This window comes from Rhodococcus spongiicola (assembly GCF_004011835.1).
Classification (GTDB): Bacteria; Actinomycetota; Actinomycetes; order Mycobacteriales; family Mycobacteriaceae; genus Prescottella; species Prescottella spongiicola.
Genome location: NZ_RKLN01000003.1, coordinates 216145 through 230858 on the forward strand (window position 1 = coordinate 216145; position 14714 = coordinate 230858).

At 67.3% G+C, this 14714-nt stretch carries 12 protein-coding genes; 6 read left to right on the forward strand and 6 right to left on the reverse strand.

Going from position 1 to position 14714, the window contains the following annotated elements:
• Positions 1–132 precede the first annotated feature (132 nt).
• Positions 133–942, forward strand: a complete 810-nt coding sequence (locus EF834_RS09075; protein WP_127946899.1) for a thioesterase family protein — start codon at positions 133–135, stop codon at positions 940–942.
• A gap of 76 nt (positions 943–1018) precedes the next feature.
• On the opposite strand, the gene hisG is transcribed toward EF834_RS09075, so the two are convergent.
• The 6 genes from hisG to metH form a co-directional block, all read right to left on the reverse strand.
• Positions 1019–1867: an ATP phosphoribosyltransferase gene (gene hisG, locus EF834_RS09080; RefSeq protein ID WP_127946900.1), complete on the reverse strand. Its 849-nt coding sequence runs from the start codon at positions 1865–1867 to the stop codon at positions 1019–1021.
• A gap of 100 nt (positions 1868–1967) precedes the next feature.
• Entirely contained in the window at positions 1968–2249 is a 282-nt protein-coding gene (locus EF834_RS09085; RefSeq protein ID WP_206615223.1) for a phosphoribosyl-ATP diphosphatase, read from the reverse strand.
• 32 nt (positions 2250–2281) lie between these two features.
• Positions 2282–3169: a pseudouridine synthase gene (locus EF834_RS09090; RefSeq protein WP_127946902.1), complete on the reverse strand. Its 888-nt coding sequence runs from the start codon at positions 3167–3169 to the stop codon at positions 2282–2284.
• 18 nt (positions 3170–3187) lie between these two features.
• Positions 3188–4042: an oxygen-dependent tRNA uridine(34) hydroxylase TrhO gene (gene trhO / locus EF834_RS09095; RefSeq protein WP_127946903.1), complete on the reverse strand. Its 855-nt coding sequence runs from the start codon at positions 4040–4042 to the stop codon at positions 3188–3190.
• A 2-nt stretch (positions 4043–4044) separates the two neighbouring features.
• Positions 4045–4752: an HAD family hydrolase gene (locus tag EF834_RS09100; RefSeq protein WP_127946904.1), complete on the reverse strand. Its 708-nt coding sequence runs from the start codon at positions 4750–4752 to the stop codon at positions 4045–4047.
• Positions 4745–8314 (reverse strand): methionine synthase, encoded by a 3570-nt coding sequence (gene metH, locus EF834_RS09105; protein WP_127946905.1) that lies wholly within the window; start codon positions 8312–8314, stop codon positions 4745–4747. The genes EF834_RS09100 and metH overlap by 8 nt, the downstream gene beginning before the upstream one ends.
• Before the next feature lie 51 nt (positions 8315–8365).
• Here metH and EF834_RS09110 point away from each other — a divergent pair, with 51 nt between their 5' ends.
• The 5 genes from EF834_RS09110 to EF834_RS09130 all read left to right on the forward strand — a co-directional run bounded on the left by EF834_RS09110 (position 8366) and on the right by EF834_RS09130 (position 14701).
• A complete protein-coding gene (locus tag EF834_RS09110; RefSeq protein ID WP_127946906.1) occupies positions 8366–9274 on the forward strand; it encodes a PAC2 family protein in 909 nt (302 codons plus the stop codon).
• The gene (locus EF834_RS09115; RefSeq protein WP_127946907.1) at positions 9271–10458 is read left to right on the forward strand and encodes an MFS transporter; all 1188 of its coding nucleotides are present in this window, start codon (positions 9271–9273) and stop codon (positions 10456–10458) included. The genes EF834_RS09110 and EF834_RS09115 overlap by 4 nt, the downstream gene beginning before the upstream one ends.
• 202 nt (positions 10459–10660) lie before the next feature.
• Positions 10661–11731: a hypothetical protein gene (locus EF834_RS09120; RefSeq protein WP_235871080.1), complete on the forward strand. Its 1071-nt coding sequence runs from the start codon at positions 10661–10663 to the stop codon at positions 11729–11731.
• 97 nt (positions 11732–11828) lie between these two features.
• Positions 11829–13292: a TIGR02677 family protein gene (locus EF834_RS09125; protein WP_328590556.1), complete on the forward strand. Its 1464-nt coding sequence runs from the start codon at positions 11829–11831 to the stop codon at positions 13290–13292.
• Entirely contained in the window at positions 13289–14701 is a 1413-nt protein-coding gene (locus EF834_RS09130) for a TIGR02678 family protein (RefSeq protein ID WP_127946910.1), read from the forward strand. The genes EF834_RS09125 and EF834_RS09130 overlap by 4 nt, the downstream gene beginning before the upstream one ends.
• The last annotated feature ends 13 nt before the right edge of the window (positions 14702–14714 follow it).

Below are 14714 nucleotides of genomic sequence, written 5' to 3' on the forward strand. Positions count from 1 at the left end.
CCCGGTTCGAGCCCCCTCAGCGACTGGTGCGACCATGTGATCCGTTGCCCGGCCTTCGGAGGAACACCGCCCCGAACCTGGGTCACCCGACGTATCTCCTTAGGCAAGTTCGGATTCAGAGGAGATGGTCGAGTGAGCGATCTGGCGTACTACATTCCGCTCGGTGGCGGACACGACGGCGTCGAGCGGTTCGAGTCGACGCCGTTGACCGTCAGCACATGGGCGGACACGATGCAGCACGGCAGTCCGCCGTCGGCACTGCTGGTACGTGCGCTGGAGCGCTGCGGACATCGTCCGGACACCCGCCTGACCCGCGTCGTCATCGAGATCCTGGGCCCGGTCCCGATCAGCGAGGTCGAGGTTCGCTCCTGGATCGACCGTCCCGGCAAACGCGTCGAACTGGTGGTGGCCGAACTCTGGGCCCCCGGTCCCGACGGAACCTCCCGCGCCGTCGCGCGCGGTACGGCCTGGCGGATGCAGACGGCCGACACGACGGCCGTCGTGCACACCGCCGATGGCCCTCTCGCCCCGCTCTCCGAAGCCCGCGAGATCGACATGACTGGGCCTTTCTGGGACTCCGGATACGTCGGCAGCCTCGACTGGCGCTGGCTCGCAGAGATCGGCGGTCCAGGCCCTGGCCAGCTATGGGTACGTCCCAATCCCGTTCTGGTCGAGGGAGAATCGATGACGCCGAGCGAGCGACTGTTCGCCGTGGTCGACGTCTCGAACGGCGTCGGTTCAAAGATCCACCCCAGCGAGTGGACGTACCTCAACACCGATCTCACGGTGCACCTGTTCCGGGTCCCGAGCGGCGAGTGGATCGGATTGTCGTCGGAAACCTCGTACGGCCCCGACGGCGTCGGAATGTGCGCGGGCGTCATCTACGACGAGATAGGCGCCGTCGGCCGGATCAACCAGACCGTTCAGGTGCGCGCCCGCTAGTCCCCGCCGGATCCGCGAGGGCGGCGGTTCCCGAGTTTCGGGCGCGACCGCCCTCGCAGCCGGATCGACAGCCCGGTCAGAACCGGCACGAACGAATGTCCGATGCCAGGATCGCCCTCGCACCGAGCTCGGCGAGTTGATCCATCACCCCGTTGTGCCCCTTACGCGGCACCATGGCCCGCACCGCGACCCAGTCCTCGTCGGCGAGCGGCGACAGGGTCGGCGACTCGAGGCCCGGCGTCACCTCGAGCGCATCGTCCAGGATGCTCTTGGGGCAGTCGTAGTCGATCATCAGGTACTGCTGCGCGAACACGACGCCCTGAACTCGCTTGATCAACTGGTTCCGCACGCGGTCGTCCGGATCCGAATCCAGGCGCTCGATCAGCACACCCTCCGAGTCGCACAGCGCGTCGCCGAACGCGACGAGATTGTGCTGGCGCAGCGTGCGCCCGGATCCGACGACGTCGGCGATCGCGTCGGCGACACCGAGTTGGATGGAGATCTCGACGGCACCGTCGAGGCGGATGACGGTGGCCTCGATGCCCCGAGACGCGAGATCTGCGCGCACGAGGTTCGGGTACGACGTGGCGATCCGTAGGCCCTCCAACTCCTCGACCCTCCACTCCCTGCCGGCCGGAGCGGCGTAGCGGAACGTCGATCGGCCGAAACCGAGGGCGAGCCGCTCGGCGACCGGCGCATCCGAATCGAGGGCCAGGTCGCGTCCCGTGATACCCAGATCCAGGTCACCGGACCCGACGTAGATGGCGATGTCCTTGGGGCGCAGGAAGAAGAACTCGACGGAATTGGTGGGGTCGAGGACGGTCAGGTCACGCGAGTCCGTGCGACGGCGGTATCCGGCCTCGGCGAGGATCTGGCTCGCCGATTCCGACAGCGATCCCTTGTTCGGTACTGCGACACGCAGCATGTGCGGTGGTCCTTTCGGGACGGGTGGCTGAGGTTGTTCGACAGGCATGCCCCGGCGGTGCTCGATGCCGGGCACCTTCCGGGTGCGGCGGCGGATGCCGTCACAGATGTCGATAGACGTCCTCGAGCTTCAGCCCCCTGCCTACCATCAGGACCTGGATCCAGTAGAGCAGCTGAGAGATCTCCTCGGCGAGGGCTTCGTCGCTCTCGTGTTCGGCGGCGATCCAGACCTCGCCGGCCTCCTCGAGCACCTTCTTACCCTGCGTGTGGACACCTGCGTCCAGCGCGGCAACAGTGCCGGATCCCTCGGGGCGGGAGGCGGCGCGCTCGGTCAGCTCGGTGAACAGGGAGTCGAAGGTTTTCACGGGGACACATTCTCGCACGTGACCGGAGCCGAACCGAACTTGGACCGGGCTCACCACCCCAGGACCCGGTGGCTGTCGAATCGTCTGGTCTTACCGGTGACCGGATCGTCGAATTCGAGGCTGCGCGCGAGCAACCGCAGCGGGTTCGTGAAGTCGTCCGGGTCGCGCCGACGCAGATGCGGATAGAAGTTGTCGCCGACGATCGGTGCCCCGATCGAGTTCAGGTGCAGCCGCAGCTGATGCGTGCGGCCGGTCCTCGGGTGCAGGCGATATCGCGCGAGGTCGTCGCGGCGCTCGATCATCTCGATCCGCGTCTCCGAGTTGGGTTCACCCGGTTCCTCGTACGCGGTCGGTTCGCCGTGGTTCTTTCGGATCCGGCTTCGGACGACCAGCGGGAACTCGATGCCGTCGGGACAAGGCGCGATGGCCTCGTACACCTTGCGCACTCGCTGTCGCTCGAACATCTCCTGATACGGACGGCGAAGCGCCGGATCGGCCGTGCACAACAGCACCCCGGCCGTCATCCGGTCGAGTCGGTGTACCGGGACGAGATCGGGCAGGTCGAGATCACGGCGCAGCCGGACGACGACGGTCTCGCGGATGTGCGCGCCACGTGGGATGGTCGACATGAAGTGCGGCTTGTCGGCCACGACGAGCCCGTCCTCGTGGTGTAGTACGTCGACCTCGAACGGTACGGGGACCTCTGGGGCAGGCTCGCGGTAGAAGTACACGAAGCGCGTCGGCTGGTATCGCGTCGTCTCGTCGACGATGCGCCCGTGTTCGTCGACGACTTCCCGTGCCGCGATCCGGCCGATCCAATCCTCGTCCGGGTGACGCTGTGAGAGGAACTCGACGATCGTCGACGCGGCGAGCCCGGCCGGCATGCGGACCCGGTCGGGACCGAGTCCTTCCCGCACGGGCAGGGGCGCACGCGCCATGTCAGATTCCCGGCCGAGTCACGCGTCGGGCACGCACGACTCACACACGAGCGTCAGCTCGCGCCCGTTGACGTCCGGGTGGTTTCGGTACCGCGACGTCGGCGCGTCACACAGGGAGCACCTGCCGATCGTGACCGCGTTGGCGGTGAAGTCGACGTTCATCCGGTTGTCGAACACGTACAGCGAACCATCCCAGAGACCTCGGTCGCCGAATGTCTCTCCGTAGCGCACGATTCCGCCGTCGAGCTGGTACACCTCTTCGAACCCGCGGTTGCGCATCAACGCGGACAGCACCTCGCAACGCACGCCGCCAGTGCAGTAGGTCACGACCGGCTTGGACTTGAGATGGTCGTAGCGTCCGCTGTCGAGTTCGTCCATGAAGTCGCGTGTGGTCGCGACTTCGGGAACAACCGCGTTCCGGAACCGGCCGATGGCCGCCTCGTAGGCGTTCCGTCCGTCGAAGAACACGACGTCGTCACCCCGCTGTTCCACGAGGTCGTGAAGCTCGTTCGGGGACAGGTGAACTCCCCCACCGACGACGCCGTCGGCGTCGACCTTCAGCTCCTGCGGGGCACCGAAGGTGACGATCTCGGATCGTACCTTCACCGACAGGCGGGGAAAGTCCGCGACGCCAGTGCCGTCGGACCACTTGATGTCGGCGTCCTTGAACGGGGCGTAAGCCCGGGTGCCACGCACGTACCGCTTGACGTCCGCGATATCGCCGCCGACCGTCGCGTTGATGCCGTGCTCGGAGATCAGGATCCGGCCGGTCAGGTTGTTCGACGAGGCAAGCGTGTGCTGCCAGAGCTTGATGGCCTCGGGGTCGGCGAGCGGGGTGAACCGATAGAACAGAATGATCTTCGGAGTCGCCACCGTTACGTCGCCCTCTGCCGATGCAGATCGTGCAGATCCGTCACGGTCAGCCCCTCGAGCGTTGAGCGGAAGGCTCGGCGGGGCGACTCGGGTACCGGCGCGACCGACGGGATCACCAGCACCGTGCAGCCGGCGGCGTCGGCCGCGGCCGCACCCGTCGGCGAGTCCTCCACCGCCAAGCAGTCCGCCGGGTCCACTCCAAGCAGTTCCGCTGCGCGCAAGTACGCCGCCGGATCGGGCTTGCCCGAGGGAACCTCGTCACCGCACACCGAATGGTCGAAGTGCTCGCGACCGATGGTGTCGAGCGCGAACTCGCACAGCTCGCGTTCGGTGTTCGTCACCAACGCGGTCCCGAGCCCGGTCGACCTCACCATCCGCAGTGCCTGCGGTGCACCGGGCCGCCACGGCAGCCCTGCCTCGAACAGTTCGCCCATGCGGCCGTACAGCCAGCGCTTGGCCTCGGCAAGGGCCTCCGGCGGTGCATCGAGGCCGAGGGACGCGAACAACGTCGCGATCGCGTCGGGGCTCGCCGCACCGAGCGTCGCGAGACGGGTCTGCTCCGACATCGGGCCGCCTAGACGCAGCGACAGCTCGGCCATGCCTATGTCCCACAGCTGCTCGGACTCGAGCAGCGTGCCGTCCATGTCCCACAGGACCGCACGGAGCGTGCGGGTCGAGACGGCCCCGGATATGCAGGCAGGATTAGACATTGAAGTACTTTGCCTCCGGGTGGTGCAACACGAACGCGTCAGTGGACTGCTCGGGATGCAACTGCACTTCCTCGGACAGCTCGACACCGATGCGCTCGGGTTCGAGGAGCGCGACGAGTTTGCGCCTGTCATCGAGGTTGGGGCAGGCACCGTAGCCGAACGAGTAACGCGCGCCGCGGTATTCGAGCTTGAAGAAATCCTCGACGTCCGACGGGTCCTCCTCGGCGATCTTGTGACCGCCCGGCATGATCAGTTCCTCACGAACCCGGCGATGCCAGTACTCGGCCAATGCCTCGGTGAGCTGGACACCGATGCCGTGGACCTCGAGATAGTCCCGGTAGCGGTTCTCCGCGAACAGTTCGTTCGCGAAGTCGGCGATCGGCTGCCCCATCGTCACGAGGTTCATCGGCAGCACGTCCACACGACCCTGTGCCCGAGCATCCTGGCGAGACCGCACGAAGTCCGCGATGCACAGGAACCGGCCCCGCTGCTGGCGTGGGAAGGTGAACCGGAAGCGTTCCGGCGCATCCGGATCGGCCTCGGTGAGCACGACCACATCGTCCCCGTCCGAGACGGCCGGGAAGTACCCGTACACCACGGCAGCGTGGTGTAGGACGCCCTCGGTGCTCAGGCGGTCCAGCCAGTAGCGCAGCCGTGGACGGCCCTCGGTCTCGACCAATTCCTCGTACGTGGGCCCGTCCCCGGCACGCTGGCCACGCAGTCCCCACTGACCGAGGAACAGCGCACGCTCATCGAGCAGTCCCGAGTACTCGGCGAGGGCCACGCCCTTGACGATGCGGGTACCCCAGAACGGCGGCGTCGGAACATCCACGTCGCTCGCCACGTCGGAGCGCTCCGGAATCTCCACGGGCGTCTCGGCGGCCTTGCGCTTCGCGGCGATCCGCCTCGACTTCTCGTGGCGGGCCTTGCGTTCGGCCGCCTTCTTCTCGGCCGCCAACGCTTCCGGGCTGTCCGGGTCGGGTCCCTCGCCGCGCTTGGTCGCCATGATGTCATCCATCAGGCGCAGGCCCTCGAACGCGTCCCGCGCATACGACACCTGACCCCGGTAGATCTCGGACAGGTCATTCTCCACGTACGACCGGGTCAGCGCCGCGCCGCCGAGGAGGACCGGGAACTGCTCTGCGACACCCTTGGCGTTGAGTTCCTCGAGGTTCTCCTTCATCACCACAGTCGACTTCACGAGCAGACCGGACATGCCGATGACGTCCGCCTTCTTGTCGAGTGCGGTGTCCAGGATCGTCGCGATCGGTTGCTTGATCCCGATGTTGACGACCTCGTACCCGTTGTTGGACAGGATGATGTCGACGAGGTTCTTGCCGATGTCGTGGACGTCGCCCTTGACCGTCGCGAGCACGATCCGGCCCTTGCCTTCGTCACCGGTGGACTCCATGTGCGGCTCGAGGTGGGCCACCGCGGCCTTCATCACCTCGGCGGACTGCAGAACGAACGGCAGCTGCATCTGTCCCGAGCCGAACAACTCGCCGACGGTCTTCATGCCCGACAGCAGTGTCTCGTTGATGATCTCGAGCGGCGGGCGCTCGAGCATCGCAGCGTCGAGGTCGGCGTCGAGTCCGTTGCGCTCGCCGTCGACGATGCGCCGTTCCAGCCGATCGAACAGCGGCAGCGCCGCCATCTCCTCGGCTCGCGACTCACGCGCCGACGCCGCCGAGACGCCCTCGAACAGTTCCATCAGCTTCTGCAGCGGGTCGTAGTCCTCACGGCGGCGGTCGTAGACCAGGTCGAGCGCCGTCTCGCGCTGTTCCTCCGGGATCCGCGCCATCGGCAGGATCTTCGACGCGTGCACGATCGCCGTGTCGAGGCCTACCGCCGTGCACTCGTGCAGGAACACCGAGTTGAGCACCTGACGCGCAGCAGGATTCAGGCCGAAGGAGATGTTCGAGATTCCGAGCGTGAAATGGACGTCGGGGAAGCGCCGCTTGATCTCGCGAATCGCCTCGATCGTCTCGATGCCGTCGCGACGGACCTCCTCCTGCCCCGTGGAGATCGGGAACGTCAACGCGTCGATGATGATGTCCGACTGAGCCAGACCCCAGTTGGTGGTGATGTCGTTGATCAACCGCTCGGCGATGCGCACCTTGTGCTCGGCGGTGCGCGCCTGCCCCTCCTCGTCGATCGTGAGACCGACGACCGCAGCACCGTGCTGCTGGACCAGCGCCATGATGCGCTGGAAGCGCGAGTCCGGTCCGTCACCGTCCTCGTAGTTCACCGAGTTGACCGCGCACCGACCGCCGAGATGTTCCAGGCCGGCCCTGAGCACGTCGGGCTCGGTCGAGTCGAGCATGATCGGCAGTGTCGAGGCGGTCGCGAAACGGCCTGCGAGTGCAGCCATGTCGGCGGCGCCGTCGCGGCCGACATAGTCGACGTTGAGGTCGAGCATGTGCGCGCCGTCACGGGTCTGTTCCTTCGCGATGTCGAGGCACTTCTGGTAGTCCTCGCTGATCATCGCCTCGCGGAACGCCTTGGAACCGTTGCTGTTCGTGCGCTCGCCGATCATCAGGATGCTCGCGTCCTGCTGGAACGGCACGGACTGGTACAGCGACGAGGTGCCGTCCTCCGGCTGCGGGTTGCGTTGTGCCTGCTCGACCTGACGGACGGCGTCGGCAACCTGGCGAATGTGCTCGGGCGTCGTGCCGCAGCAGCCGCCGACGAGCGAGAGTCCGAACTCATCGACGAAACCGGTCAGCGCGACCGCGAGTTCCTCGGCCGTCAGCGGGTACTCGGCACCATTCGGTCCGAGTTGCGGCAAGCCGGCGTTCGGCATGACCGACACCGGTAGCTTCGAGTGCCGCGACAGGTGCCGCAGGTGCTCGCTCATCTCGGCGGGACCCGTGGCGCAGTTCAGGCCGATCATGTCGATACCGAGCGGTTCCAGGGCAGTCAGCGCTGCACCGATCTCGCTGCCGAGGAGCATGGTTCCGGTCGTCTCCACGGTGACGTGAGTGATGATCGGCAGTCTGCGGCCGAGCCTCTCCATCGCATTCTGGCTGCCGATGATCGCGGCTTTCACCTGCAGCAGGTCCTGGCACGTCTCGACCAGGATCGCGTCGGCACCGCCCTCGATCATCCCGAGGGCCGACTCGGTGTAGGCGTCCCGAAGCGCCGCGAACGGCGCGTGCCCCAGAGTGGGCAGCTTGGTTCCCGGACCCATCGAGCCCAGTACGAACCGGGGCATTCCGTCACGGCCCGGGCCCATCTCGTCGGCGACCTCACGTGCGAGACGAGTGCCCCGCTCGGACAGATCCCGGATGCGGTGAGCGATGTCGTAGTCGGCGAGATTCGGCAGGTTGCAGCCGAAGGTGTTGGTTTCGACTGCATCCGCGCCGGCCTCGAAGTACGCGCGATGGATGTCGCGGAGGACGTCGGGGCGAGTCTCGTTCAGAATCTCGTTGCAGCCCTCGAGCCCGAGGAAATCGTCAAGGGTCAGATCCGCGGCCTGCAACATCGTGCCCATGGCGCCGTCGCCGATCACAACACGCTGGGTCAGCGCATCGAGCAGGGCAGAGTGGAATGGTGCAGACATGCCGCCCAGAGTAGTGGGCCGCTCGACGGTGCCTGGTCGTAGGCTGGGTACGTGAGTTCCCCTGAGTCCCGCGACACTGCCGCATCGGACGGTACAGATGTGGAAGTGCCTACCTTGCGCGATCCGATTCTGATCGCAGCCTTCGAAGGCTGGAACGACGCGGGCGACGCAGCGAGCGGCGCTGTCGAGCACCTCGAGCTCACGTGGGAGGCCAAGCCACTGGCCGAACTCGACACCGAGGATTACTACGACTACCAGGTCAATCGCCCCGTGGTCCGACAGGTGGACGGTGTGACCCGGGAGATCGTGTGGCCCACCACACAGTTGTCGTTGTGCACGCCACCCGGTAGCGATCGCGACGTGCTCCTGCTCCGCGGCATCGAGCCGAACATGCGTTGGCGCAGCTACTGCGCCGAGCTACTCGAGTTCGTCGAGGAACTGGGCGTTCACACCGTGGTCATCCTGGGGGCCCTTCTGGCGGACACCCCACACAGTCGACCGGTTCCGGTCACCGGCACCGCCTACAGCGCAGAGGCAGCCGAGCGCTTCAACCTCGAGCACTCCCGGTACGAGGGGCCGACGGGAATCGCCGGTGTCCTGCAGGACGCGTGTGTCAAGGCCGGGGTGCCGGCGGTGTCGTTCTGGGCGGCAGTACCCCACTACGTGTCCCAGCCTCCGAATCCGAAGGCCACCGTGGCGCTGCTGCAACGTGTCGAGGACGTCCTGGACGTCGAGGTGCCTCTCGGAGACCTGCCGAGCCAGGCCGAGGAGTGGGAAGAATCCGTGTCCGAGATGACCCGGGACGACGAGGAGATCGCCGAGTACGTTCGCACCCTGGAGGAACGCGGCGACGCCGAGACCAGCATCTCGGAGGCAATCTCCAAGATCGACGGTGACGCGCTGGCCGCCGAATTCGAGCGCTACCTGCGTCGTCGCGGGCCCGGTCGTTTCGGAGCATGACCGGAGACACAACGCCAGGTCTCCGTACCCGACTCCAACTCTTCGCGCTCTACGCCGGTGGTTTCTTGGGGCCGTTCGGCGCCGGCGTGGTCACGTCGATGTTGCCGGAGATCGGCGACGGGCTCGGGGTCGACGATGCCGCAGCCGCGACGTCCTTGACGGCCTATCTCCTGCCTTTCGCACTCGCCCTGCTCGTGTCCGGGACTCTCGGGTCTCGCTGGGGGCGGATGCGGACGGTGCGCGTCGCGTACGGGGTGTATCTCGCCGCGTCGCTGGCGTGCTTCATAGCACCGAACCTCGAGATGTTCCTCGCGGCTCGAATCCTTCAAGGCTGCGCGAACGCGTTCACCACTCCCCTGCTGATCGCCACGCTCGCGGCAATGACCCCACAGCAGAAGCTGGGACGCGCACTGGGCGCCTTCGGAGCCCTGCAGGCGGCCGGCCAGTCGAGCGCACCGCTGATCGGTGGACTCGCGGCGGAGGTCAACTGGCGGCTGGCGTTTCTCGCAATTGCGCTCGTAGCTGGGCTGCTCGGCGCGATTGGGCTGCCCGACGCGGCGCGGAGCATCCCCGCCGACACTGGCGCGAGGTTGCGAGACGCCCTCCGGCTGCCCGTGCTCCGCGTCGGGGTCGTGGCGCTCCTCGGTTGGGGTGCGCTCGGCGGGCTCGGATTCCTAGTGGCCTTCAGGGCCCAGGACGCCTTCGGGCTCGATCCGGCCGCACGCGGGCTGCTGATTACCGGCTTCGGCGTCGCCGGCATCCTCGCTGCGCGCCCGGTCGGCATGCTGATCGACCGGGTCGGTGCCAGGCGTGCGGTCATCATCGGCGCGCCCGCAGGTGCAACGCTCGTTGCGATCTCCGGCACGGTCGGCCACGTCGCCGTCGCGGCCACCACGTGGTTCCTCGCCGGCGTCGCGGCCCAGTTCCTGCTTGTCGGCGTCAATGCCGCGGTCCTCAGCACCGACGGTGTGAACCGCGGCGGTGCCGTGTCGGTCGTACAGGCCCTCCGGTTCTCCGGAGCGGCACTCGCACCAATCGCACTGACTCCCCTGTACGCGATCCAACCGGACCTGAGCTTCCTGCTACCGGCACTGCTGCTCGCGGTTCTGCCGCCGCTGTTGATGCCCCACCCCCGGTCGTCCGGCGCGACCGATTCCTCCAAACAGCCGGCCGGGAGGCCGTAGTGGCTGGTTGGTTGACTCAGCTGTTGCCTGGCATTGGTTCTGGTATTCCTGCAGTTCCGTCCGGTACCGAGTTCTTTCTCGTGGGTTGGTGCCTGCCGGGCTGAACGCTCGCCGACCGTACGCATCAGGCAACTTCCGAAGGTCGCGATGATTCGGCTTATCTTTCGGTTCCGTTGGATGCAGAGAGACTATTGTGGCGAATGTGACTGTGGCAGACGTTGCACCGAATCCCCGACCCGAGCGCAGCATCGACATCTTCCGTCGGTCTGCGGCGTGGCTCGACGAGAACCTACCGCCCGGATGGTCGATGTCCTCGGACCGCCCCCGCTCCCCCGCCGCCCCGAACCGCCTGCTGATCACCGCGCCCGACGGCGAATCGGTCTCCTACGCGATCATCGCCCGCAAAGGCGTGCTCAGCGGCGACGTCGCGCGCATTGCCACCGAATTGTCGGACAGTGACCGTGGATTCGTGTGTGCTCACTACCTTTCGGATCCGGTACGGAGACAACTGGACGGCCACGGCATCTCGTATGCGGACGCCACCGGCAACGTGAGTCTTCTGGCGACGCGGCCCACGATCTGGGTGCGCAACCGCGGCGCCGACGCAGACCCCTGGCGAGGCCCCGGCCGACCGTCCGGGGTGCTCACAGGCGAGCCCTCCGAACGTGTCGTGCGCGCGCTCGCGGACTATGTCGGCGAGATGTCGGTCCCGGAACTCATCAGGCTCTCGGGAACGTCGACCGGTGCGGCGTACCGAGTGGTCGAGGTGCTGTACGAGCGCGAATTGCTGACACGGCTGCCGCGCGGCCCCATCACCGATGTCCGGTGGCCGCACATGCTGCGCGCGTGGGCCGCCGATCGTAAACCGTTCCCGACCAGAGGGTTCGCCGCACCCGGCGGTCTCGACGAACTACTGGCTCGACTCGAGGCAACCGGCGGCGATCCGGGGTACGCAATCACCGGAATCGGCGCGACGGACTACGCCGCTCCCGCGGTGCTCGAGTTGTACGCGGACGACGTCGACGCATTCGCTTCCGCGATGGATCTGCGGCCGGTGGACGGCGGAGCCGACGTCGTGGTCGCAACCCCGTGGTCAGCGGTGGTTTTCGAACGCATGCAGTATCGCAACGGGCTGCGCTGCGTCGCGCCCGCCCACGCGTACGCAGATCTCGCCGCGGGCCCGTTTCGGCACCCGGACGCTGCCGAGTACCTACTGACGACGTTGACTGCGGACGAGCCGGCGTGGCGCCGTCCCGTCCGCCGTGCAGGATGACCAGCCCGAGCGTTCGCTCGTGCGCCCGCTGACGTCCTAGGCTGACACGGTGAGCGATTCAGGTGACACGCGGCTGTCAGCGGACGCCGATTTCGCCGTGCACGAGGACCGGTTACGGTTGTTCTCCTTCACAACCGCGGAGAAGCGTGCCGAGTACCTCTGGGTGCTGCGCGCGTTCGACAACGCCCGAGCGAACTACGTTGTGCTGCTGCACGCGGGCGATGCGGCGGACATCCTCACCAGAATCGCCGGCGACGACGCCGCCGCAACCCTGACGTCAGCCGAGATCACCCCCCTCCTCGAACAACTGCACTCGTGGGGCGTTCTCGAACGCAGCTACGACGGGAGCCGGGTCGCCACGCTTGCCGAATACCGGAACCGGCACTTCGTATACCAGTTCAGTCAGGCCGGCTATCTGGCGTTCCGAGCGGTCGAAGATGTTCTGGGGGCCCGCCTCGAAGACGCGACCCTGTCCCGGCTCGCATTGCCGGATCTGCTCGCCGACCTCGAGGAACTCGCCGAGGCCAACCGGCGTGCGGACGGTGACCTGATCTACCGCAAGCTCGCCCGTCTCGATTCCACGCTCACCGATATGGCCGAACGCGCCGCGCAGTTCTACCTGATGCTCGGCGATTTGGTTCGCACCACGGAGGTCACGCCCGAGGCGTTCCTCGCCCACAAGGACGCGTTGCTCAGCCACATGCGGGAGTTCAGTTCGGATCTCGCACGGTACGCGCCGAGACTCGAGGCCGCGATCGAGATCGTGGAGGCGACCGGAGTCGACTCGCTGATCGCTCGGGCCGCCGCGAGTGACGAACGCGTCTTCCTCTCTCGCGAGCACCGCGAGTCCGACTGGCGCACACGCTGGTCGGGCCTGACGCAGTGGTTCGTCGCCGCGTCCGCTCCGAGCGAGTCCGATCGACTGCGGGAAGGCACGATGAGCGCCGTCGCGGCCGTGCTCTCGCTCCTGCGCCGGGTAACCGAGGCCCGCCGGGGCGGCGTGAGCCGCGAGAGTCAACTCCGGCACCTTGCGGGATGGTTCGCCGCGGCCCCCACGGAGGACTTGGCGCACGCGCTGTACCAACTCGTCTTCGACCTCGGCCGCCCACGGCACCTGTCGATGGTCCACCCGGACGCCGACATCATCCCCGAATCGCGGTCCTGGTGGGACGCGACACCGGTGGAGGTCTCCCGCACGCTGGCGGAAACGGGGCGTCCAGCCTCGCCAGGCGTGCCGGCGCGTGTCCAGCGCGACGAGGCCAGTGTCCGGCGACTCCGCCGGGAACAACTCGCCGCGCAGCGGGCGCGCGCCACGGCGGCGGCCTCGCTCGCTGCCGAGGGCGCCTACGATCGGGTGCTCGACGCGCAGGAGACCGACGTGCTGCTCAGCTTGCTCAGTGCCGCGCTCACCGCGCGGGTTCCGGTCGGCGGCACCGTCCCGAGCTCGACCGGCTCGGAGAACGGCGTCCGGCTGACACTGCGGCCGCATGCGGAATCCACGGTCGTCCAAACCTCCCGCGGGAAAATCCATCTCGATGGAATGCAGGTGACCGTGCAGTGAGGGCCCGCACCGTCTCACCGCTCGAGATCGACACATACCAGCGTGCCGCTCGGGTCATTTTGTCGAATCATCTGGTGACGCAGACCTATCCAGACCGCCTCGCACTTCCGCTGCTCCGCAGGTGGGCCACCGAACTGCGCGAGGACCTGCTCGAGTTGTTCGGGTATCGCTTCGAGGTCACCGAGACGACGGCACGGCTGTTCACGGTGCCCGACCGCCTGGTCCCCGACACCCCCGCACGAACTCCGAGTGACCGGACTTTCGACCGGCACCGCTACGCCTACCTCGCGTTGACGCTCGCAGCACTCGGACGGGCTGGGAACCAGATCACCTTGTCGGAGTTGGCCGACCACGTCGCCACCGAAGCCGCACAGGTCCCGGGAGTGACGCTGTCGACCGAGCGGGCGGCGGACCGGGACGCGTTCGTCGATGCGGTCGCCTGGCTCGCAGCCCGTGGCGCGATCGTGCTCGCCGACGGCGATGCCGGCGGGTGGGCGTCGAATCCCGATGCGGACGAAGCGCTCTACGACATCGACCGCTCGGTGGTCATCGCGCTGTTCCGGCCGCCACGTGTCCTGCAGCACCTGACGTCGGTACGGTCCCTCCTTGCGGTCGAGAAGGGTCCGCTCCAGGAGGACACGATCGGGCATCGCCCCGCCGACCCACGCGAGACCGTGCGACGTATGCGACGTGCACTCGTCGAACGACCCGTGGTGTACGCGGACGAACTGACCGACGACGAACGGCTCCAGCTCGCGCTGCCCCGCACGGCGGGCGCCGTGGAGGATCTGACAGGTCTGGTGGCCGAGCGGCGGGCCGAGGGCGTCGCGATGATCGACCCGTCCGGCCGGATGTCCGACATACGGTTCCCCAGCACCGGGACAATCTCACAGGTCGCGCTGCTGCTGGCCGGGGAAGTGGCGGACCGTGTTCTCGACCCCGACGCACCGCGGCTACAGCACCGGCCGCTCCCCGACTCCAGCCAGTTGGAGCTGGCCACCCAACTCGACGCCGCGATCCCCACCGCAGGGATCTTCGAGCAACTCGCCGAGGATCCAGCGGCCGTGTCCGCCGCATCGCCCCCCGTCGAGAATGCCGCCGAGCCCGCCCGTTACCCGCTGCTCGACGACGCCTGGCTGGCCGACGCAGTGGGCGGACTCGCCCGGCAATTCGGAAGGACCTTCGCTGCGCAGTGGCAGGCCGACCACGCAGGATTGCGACGCAACGCCATCGCGCTGCTCGATCGACTCGACCTGATCAGGGAAGTCGACGACGGTGTCCTGGCGCTTCCGGCCATCGCCCGTTTCCGTGGTGTCGTGGTCAACATCCGGCACCGCAACGCACAGTCCGATCTGTTCCACGAACCGGTCACCGGCCGAACCGACGGCAATCGACCGGTAGAGAAGTAGGGGCACCGTTCGC